Source organism: Paenibacillus sp. E194 (assembly GCF_000935845.1).
GTDB classification, from domain to species: Bacteria; Bacillota; Bacilli; order Paenibacillales; family Paenibacillaceae; genus Paenibacillus_B; species Paenibacillus_B alvei_B.
The window spans coordinates 23,122-30,878 of the sequence record NZ_JMDX01000051.1 but is presented as its reverse complement, the minus strand read 5'-3'; the positions used below and the strand labels follow the sequence as shown (position 1 = coordinate 30,878).

Annotated in this window: 5 protein-coding genes; all 5 read left to right on the top strand. The window is 49.0% G+C overall.

Annotated elements, in window-relative coordinates:
• On the top strand, positions 1-694 hold a 694-nt coding region (locus AZ66_RS09625; RefSeq protein WP_082061519.1), incomplete at its 5' end, for an energy-coupling factor transporter transmembrane component T.
• A 143-nt stretch (positions 695-837) separates the two neighbouring features.
• Positions 838-1,458, top strand: coding sequence for an ECF transporter S component (locus tag AZ66_RS09620; protein ID WP_231586802.1), 621 nt, complete (start codon positions 838-840; stop codon positions 1,456-1,458).
• Positions 1,459-1,491: 33 nt separating this feature from the next.
• Positions 1,492-3,183: an ATP-binding cassette domain-containing protein gene (locus AZ66_RS09615; protein ID WP_044354648.1), complete on the top strand. Its 1,692-nt coding sequence runs from the start codon at positions 1,492-1,494 to the stop codon at positions 3,181-3,183.
• Between the two features lie 52 nt (positions 3,184-3,235).
• A complete protein-coding gene (locus tag AZ66_RS09610; RefSeq protein ID WP_021261220.1) occupies positions 3,236-4,774 on the top strand; it encodes an MDR family MFS transporter in 1,539 nt (512 codons plus the stop codon).
• A 238-nt stretch (positions 4,775-5,012) separates the two neighbouring features.
• Entirely contained in the window at positions 5,013-7,754 is a 2,742-nt protein-coding gene (locus AZ66_RS09605) for a putative bifunctional diguanylate cyclase/phosphodiesterase (protein ID WP_044354646.1), read from the top strand.
• Positions 7,755-7,757 lie beyond the last annotated feature (3 nt).

Here is a 7,757-nt window from a genome sequence, read left to right as displayed (position 1 = left end):
ATGGCTGTTCGGCACCGGTCTTGCCGTTATGATTAGCATGAAGCTGAATTGGCAGCTTGGCTGGTTCTTATCCCTGCTTATCATCGGAGTGACGGGAGCGGGGTGGTCTGGTGCGCGCTGGAGAACGGTACTCGTTCTGCTGATTGGCTTCGCGCTGCCGCTCTTTCTATTCCAGTGCCTAGTCCTGCCGGGTACCAAGATTCGGTTTACGATTCTCGGATTGAATCTGACCGAGGAAGCGTGCCGTACTTCGCTGACGCTGACGCTGCGTGCATTGACGCTGTTCCTGTCGTCATTGCTATACGCTACGACTACAGAGCCGCGCGATGTTGTCACGGCGTTGTCCCATCATCTAAAGCTGCCGAATCGCTTCGCGTTCGCCGTTGCCATCGCGCTGCGCTTCGTCCCTCTTCTCGCTGAAGAAGCGCGTAATATTCGCGAGGCACAGCGGATGCGTCAGCTTACCGCGCCGCAGGGGATTGGTGAGCGAATGCGTCTAGCGGGACAATATGTCGCTGCGGTTACGTCCAGTGTGATGCGCCGCGTTCAAAATGTAGCGACAGCAATGGAAGTGAAGCAATTCGGGGCAAGTGCTGCTCGAACGTCATGGAGAACTTTGCGTTTTACTGCGTTTGGGATCAGCTTTGCGACTGCGGCTGTAGGAGCTATGACTGCGACAATTCTTTTGGGTTAACAAAAAACGTACACAATGTCGATAGATTTGACTTGCATTTCCATGCTATCCCTTGTAACGTTAATGGTAGTTTGTCTGTTGTGGGTTAACATATACCAGTATCACAACGTTACATAAGTAGAAGAATTGGGGATGAGTCATCTATGAGAATGGGTAATGGAACAACTACAATGAACGAATCTCGTTTCTCGCTCCGTTCCCTTACACTAGCGGATTGGGTGCTGATGGCATTGCTTGCAGCTGCAAATGGTGTAATGACGACCGGATTATCTTGGGTAAATAAGCTGCTGCACTCTGTTGGTGGACCGATGCTAACATCAACGATCGTCGGCTTGTACATGATATATGGTTTGCTTGCGATATATGTTATCCGTAAGCCAGGGGCAGCGTTGGTAACATATTCGCTTGGCGCTTGTGTACAAATCTTAATGGGAAGCGCATATGGGGCTTGGTCTTGTATTGCTGCGGCATTATGCTATGCGGTTGTTATTGAACCGTTGTTTTATGTATTCCGTTACCGTCAATACAATTGGTTCACCATGCTGTTCGTAGGTACAGCAGCAGTACCGCTGTGGTTCGTGGTTTCAGCCTTTATGTTCGGTTATATCCACTATGAGATGTGGGTGCTTATTGCAACCTTAATTATCCGCTGTATAAGCGGGATGTTGCTGTGCGGTGCTCTAACCAAGATTATTGGGGATCGGATTGCTTCTACGAGAGCAATGCGCCCATTCGCACTAGGAAGAGAGTCACGCGGGCAGTAGTATGGTAGTAGTATGGTAGGGGGCCAGTCTAATATGAGAATCCTACAATCTAAGGAGGTCATGCGCGCTGAGCGTGTGGCCTTTACTTATTTTGGCGAGTCTGAACCCGTATTGCAGCCATGCAGCTTCTGTATCAATTCTGGATCTGTTGTGCTTCTGGCAGGGGGAAATGGGAGCGGTAAGACAACGCTCCTCAAGCTGATGGCCGGTGCAATGCAGTCGCATGAAGGCCAGCAGCAAGGTGAATTGAGCTGCGGCATGGTGCAGGATGGACAGGCGCTAATTAGGGGCTTTATCCTGCAGGAGGCCAAGGAGCAGTTTGTGATTGGTACGGTTGAGGATGAGTTAGCCTTCGCACCCGAGAATCTTGGCCTGCTGCGAGAGGTCATCCATAGTAGAGTAGAAGAGCAGCTCGATAAGGCTGATTTGCGTCAACTGCGCTTACGTCAGGTTCAGCAGTTGTCAGGAGGCGAACAGCAACGTACAGCTGTTGCTTCTGTATTGACGATGGAGCCGGATGTACTGCTTATTGATGATGCGTGGAGTCAGATGGATAAGGAATCTAGGCTCCGTCTGTCAGAGCAGCTTCAAGCTTGGCATAGTCAGGGTAGGACGATAGTATTAGCCGTATCGCGCCTAGATGAGCTGTCAGACGAGTGGCAGCATGGTTGGATACAAGATGCACAGCTTCTTCTGTTGCATAACGGGAGAATGGTGTATGATGGAAAGATGCCTGAATATCCCGTAAGGGATGGTTTGAACGGTCTATCCCGTCCGAAGGATGAGCTTCGCTGCTTGGAGCTCTGTTATGAGGCCGGCATTATGCCTCCGAAGTGGGAAGGAAACGCTGAGACAGCTGCTATGTCCATGCAGGTGCCAGCCATTGTAAAACAGGGGAATGCTGAAGAAGATGCTGCTGTACGAGCAGAGTGTGCTGGAGGCAAGTGTAGTAGAATAGGCGAAGAAGAAGTCATTCTGCACTTATCGAAGGTGAGCTATCGGTATCATCCTATTGCTCGTCGTGATCAGAAGCGCCAGCAGACAGAGGACGCGCTTCACAACGTTACCTTCCAGCTTAAGGCAGGGCGATGTATGCTGCTGACGGGCAAGAACGGGTCGGGGAAGTCAACCTTGTTCCGCCTTATAACTGGCGGCTTGTCGAAGCGCTCCGGCAGCATGGAAGGTGAATGGTGGATTGCAGGCCAATTGGGGCAGAAGCTGCGATCCTTTGAAGTGGCAAGACTTATTGGATTCACAGCACAGCAGCCCGAATCGGGCTTCTTTGCAGCGTCCGTGCAAGAGGAACTGCGAGATGCTCTCCATGCAGCGAATCAATGCGGACGATTGCGTATAGAAGGACAGTCTGCGCAAGGCCAAGCTGTCTACACGCATGAACAGGTGGAACGGGAAGTGGAATATCGCTTGCAGCAATATTGTCTATGGGATGTGAAGCATCTGCATCCGCATGATATGCCAACTGGATTGAAACGGCTGCTCAGTCTAGCAATTGCTTCCGCGCACGAACCTGAAGTCATTATGCTGGACGAGCCAACCGCCTCCTTGGATGCAGTGCATGCATCCTTCGTGCGCGACTGGTGTCTGCGCCAAGCGGAACAGGGGCGCGCGTTGATTGTTGCCACACATGATCGCATGTGGGAAGAGGTAGAGCACCCACGATTGATGCATGCTAGTATGGATCGAGGCTCATTGCACATCAATCTATAGAGAATTATGAGCTGCGGAAGCTGTACGATTTAGGAACGAAGGAAGGGTATTTATGGGGAACGAGGCTTCTATGCAAGCTGGACGAAGCCGCAAGCTTGTCACACTTGCACTACTATTGTCGACCTTTCTGGCGGCAATCGAAGTAACAGTAGTAAGTACAGCAATGCCGAAGATTGTTGCGGATTTAGGCGGATTATCCTTGATTAGCTGGGTATATGCTGCTTATTTGCTTACGACGGCAATCTCAACGCCATTGTTCGGAAAGATGGCTGATTTATATGGCCGTAAGAACATATTTATTATCGGCTCCGCTCTGTTTGTAGGGGGATCGATGTTGTGTGGTCTATCGGGCACCATGACGCAGATGATTATATTCCGTGCCCTTCAAGGAATCGGAGCAGGCGCTGTAATGCCTGTCACCTTCACGATGGTAGCGGATATTTACACATACGAGGAACGGGCAAAGATTCAAGGCTTATTCAGCTCTATTTGGGGAATTGCTGGGTTGGTCGGTCCGTTAGTCGGCGGGTTCTTCGTCGATTCATTATCATGGCACTGGATATTCTACTTCAATGTGCCGTTCGGCATCGTGTCGGTATGGATGATCATGGTGTGCTTCCATGAGAAGGTGGAGCGCAAGGACAAGCCTGTCGACTATGCGGGGGCAGCGACATTCTCCATCGGGATGACCGCATTCTTGTTCGCGATTATTACAGGCGGACAGGGGATCGCGTGGAATTCTCCATGGATGTTCGCACTGTTTGGGACTGCGGCTGTGTTCCTTGCTCTCTTCTTCCGGATCGAAGTGAAGGCAAAGGAACCAATGGTACCGCTCAAGTTGTTCCGGATTCGCGACATTGGGGTGTCGAACCTTGTCAGCTTCCTCGCAAGTGCGATCGTGATGGGGATCAGCTCCTATATGCCGCTCTGGACACAAGGTGTGCTAGGGCAAAATGCCTCCAGTTCAGGTCTGTCACTGACCCCAATGTCAATTGGCTGGCTGATTGGATCGATAATAGGCGGCCGTATGCTAATTAAGATAGGGGCACGCGTGACATCGACGCTAGGGATGATACTGATCGTGATCGCTTCCATATGGCTGGCGACGATTTCGGATACAACCCCGCTTATTTTGATCGTAATCATTATGTCATTGTCAGGCCTGGGTTTCGGCCTGTCGTTCACAGTATTCACCGTCATTGTCCAGTCTTCTGTTGATTGGAGCATGAGGGGTGCTTCAACAGCATTAAACACGTTCGTACGGTCGTTGGGGCAGATGCTTGGCATTGCCGCGTTCGGGACATTCTTAAATGCGAGCATTGCATCGATGGTATCGGATGCAGGGCCTGATGTATCCTCACGTGTCTCAAATGAGGATCTGAGCAAGCTGTTGAACCCAGAAAGCGCAAGCTCGCTGTCGCCTGATTTAATGGGCACACTGCGTTCTTTCCTGGAGACAGGGTTAGGGCAGGTCTTCCTGCTAATGGCTATTATCGCGGTCGCTTGCTTAGTAAGTATGTTGTTCATGCCTAAGTCGACAAAATCCGGGGAATCATCCGGTCAGGCTGAAGCTTCCTCTCCATCTCATTAGAGACAGGTGTACTGATACTTCTTTACGTAACTTAACCTAAAATACTAGATGATCAGGTCGTTTTTCCAGCAGTAGGAACTGCTTGGAAGGACGGCCTTTTTCTTATGAGGGATTGTTGCTCTTACAAATAAATCATTCTACATTATCCTGCACAAAAGTAGGAAATTTTGGATTTGTGTCGAAGTATTTCGGAATAAGAGAAATGTACTGCTTCCATCTGTAAAGGAGTCACTCTGCCATGTCACGTACGTTACACCCATTGGCTTCGCTGCGTACAAGTATGCTGTTCGTGATACTGACCGTTCTCACTGCAGTGTTCTCTGTAATTGGACTCGAATTTTCATACGGTGCGGAGTTCATGTTGTGTGGGGCCACTCTGCTCATTATGCTTGTTCTGTATGGTTCGCACTGGGCGGCAATTATGGCGCTTATTATTGGACTAGGTTTTTATTTCTCAGGCTACGGTTCGTTTATATTGCTGCTTATTGGATTGGAAATGATATTGGTTGGATATATGTATGAACGGAAAAGGGGGTTCCTGCTTCTCTGGGACAGTCTGTTCTGGTTCGGAATCGGAGCTCCCCTTGCAGCGGTTTTATTTTGCCTGCAGACCAACGAGTACAACGCAGAAGCACTACTTCAATATTTTATGTTCGCAATGAGCGGACTATTGAATGCTCTGATCGCTGATGTGGTCGTTACCTATATGCCATGGAAACGGCTGCTGCCTGATTTGCGAACGAAGCCCGTGTATCTCAATCAGCTGCTGATGCATCTCTCCGTCGCAATCGTGTTCATTCCGTTTCTGCTGAATATGCTGATTGATAGTCGCGATATGCAGCAGGACATTGAGCGGGATTCTTTAGCAAGAATTGAATTGCAAACCGCTCAAATTACAGATGCACTTCTGCAGATGGGCAGAAAACAGCGCCAAGGGCTCAATCTCGGATCGATTATGGAGACAGGGAAGCTTCACGATAATTTAAAGCTCCATTCCCAGAATGGCTTATTGAAGTTGGCTGCATTCAATCAGAAAGGCCAATTGGTAGCTTCGAGTGATGAGGTGTGGTTCGAAAGCAATGCAGTGTACATAGGAGATACTGTACCTAATAAATCACCTGTTCGCATGGCCGCTCACCATTCACAAATTCGGATGGATGCTTACGGGGTAAAGTCTTCTTTTTCCCGTATTCTGCCCCCTGACAGAAATTATGATTATGGAACAAGAAGGTGGAATGACGGTTATTATGTTTTGGAGGACAAGCTGACCGATCATCCGATCGCAAAGGTTGTTGGCTTTATTCCGATTTCTTATTTTCTGCAAACGACGATTGACGTCTATTTGCGCAAGTTTCTAATGTTGTTCATGGTCTGCCTGCTGGCAACCGGAGTATCACTTGCGGTAAGCCGCTTCATTGTTCGCTCTCTTCGTGATTTGGAGGAGGCGACAGCGGGGATGCACCATAAATTGCTGAAGGACAAGACCGTCAAATGGCCTTGCATTCGAATCGGAGAGATTCGTTTACTTGCAATCAATTTCCGGGCAATGAGTGATCGCTTAACGGAAGTATTCAAGGAAATGCTGCGCATGAATGAGAAGCTGCTTGACCAGACGAAAATGCTAGAGCAGTCGGAAGAGAAGCTCCAGCATATTGCTTATTATGATACGCTGACCCAACTTCCCAATCGGCATTACTTTACGATGAATGTAGAGCGGGCGCTGGAAGATGCGGATAACAAGGCTAGTTCATTGGCGTTAATGTTCATAGATATAGATCGGTTCAAGCATATCAATGATTCGCTCGGCCACAATGTAGGAGATATGCTCCTTGTACAAGTTGCGCAGCGCTTGTCGGATTGTCTATCAAAACTGTCTGGCCGGCATTTGAGCTCTCGATATGGCGGGGATGAGTTCATCATTATGCTCGAAGACAGCTCAAGAGAGGAAGTTAACGCGGTTGCTAAGCGGATTTTGCAGCGGCTGCGAGAGAGCTTTCTTGTACAGGCTCATGAGCTATTTGTCTCCGCCAGCATCGGCGTATCCTTATATCCGGATAACGGATATGTATATACGGATCTGCTCAAGCAAGCAGATACAGCTATGTATGCTGCCAAGGACAGTGGTGGCCATTCAGTGGTCTTCTACGATGAATTGCAGCCGACCTTGCAGCCTGAACGCATGTTTATGGAGACACGTTTATACAGAGCGTTAGAACGTAGAGAGCTGCTGCTTCACTATCAACCAATCGTAGATGCTTCGGGAAAAGTCACGGCTGCAGAGGTGCTGCTTCGCTGGCTTTCCGGTGATGAAGGGTTTATCTCGCCGACACAGTTCATTCCAGTCGCGGAAGAGACCGGACTAATCGTTCCTATTGGGGAATGGGTACTTCGATCTGCATGCATGCAATACCGGATGTGGGCTGATGCAGGGATGCCTGCCTTCCAGCTGGCTGTGAATGTCTCGTTAAGGCAATTGCTTACGAATGACTTCGTCGCGACAGTTGATCGAATTATTCGCGAGTGTGAGTTCAATCCGAGTGATTTGATTTTGGAGATAACGGAAGGATACGTTAACAAATCCACCGAGCAGGTCAACGAGGTATTGTACAATCTTAAGAAACGAGGAGTTCAGATAGCGATTGATGATTTTGGAACGGGCTATTCCTCGCTGCACCGCCTAAAGACTTTGCCTGCTCATGTGCTTAAAATTGACCGTTCTTTTGTGCGGCATTTGTTCGCGGATAAAGTGAACACTGCGATTGTTCAAGCGGTGATCCAAATGGGAGACAGTATGAATCTTAAAGTGACCGCTGAAGGGGTTGAAACACCTCAGGAACTTGAACAGCTGCTCACACTTGGTTGTAGGCAGTTCCAAGGCTATTATATTAGTCCCCCGCTAGCAGCCAATGAATTTGCTGCTAGGTTCCCTGACTTTTCAAGCAAGCTAAGAAGCAATTCAATTGCAGCATATGGAGGTTGATTT

Coding starts and splice junctions, on each gene's coding strand:
- AZ66_RS09620 (WP_231586802.1), top strand. CDS start 838: ATGAGAATGGGTAATGGAACAACTACAATGAACGAATCTCGTTTCTCG.
- AZ66_RS09615 (WP_044354648.1), top strand. CDS start 1,492: ATGAGAATCCTACAATCTAAGGAGGTCATGCGCGCTGAGCGTGTGGCC.
- AZ66_RS09610 (WP_021261220.1), top strand. CDS start 3,236: ATGGGGAACGAGGCTTCTATGCAAGCTGGACGAAGCCGCAAGCTTGTC.
- AZ66_RS09605 (WP_044354646.1), top strand. CDS start 5,013: ATGTCACGTACGTTACACCCATTGGCTTCGCTGCGTACAAGTATGCTG.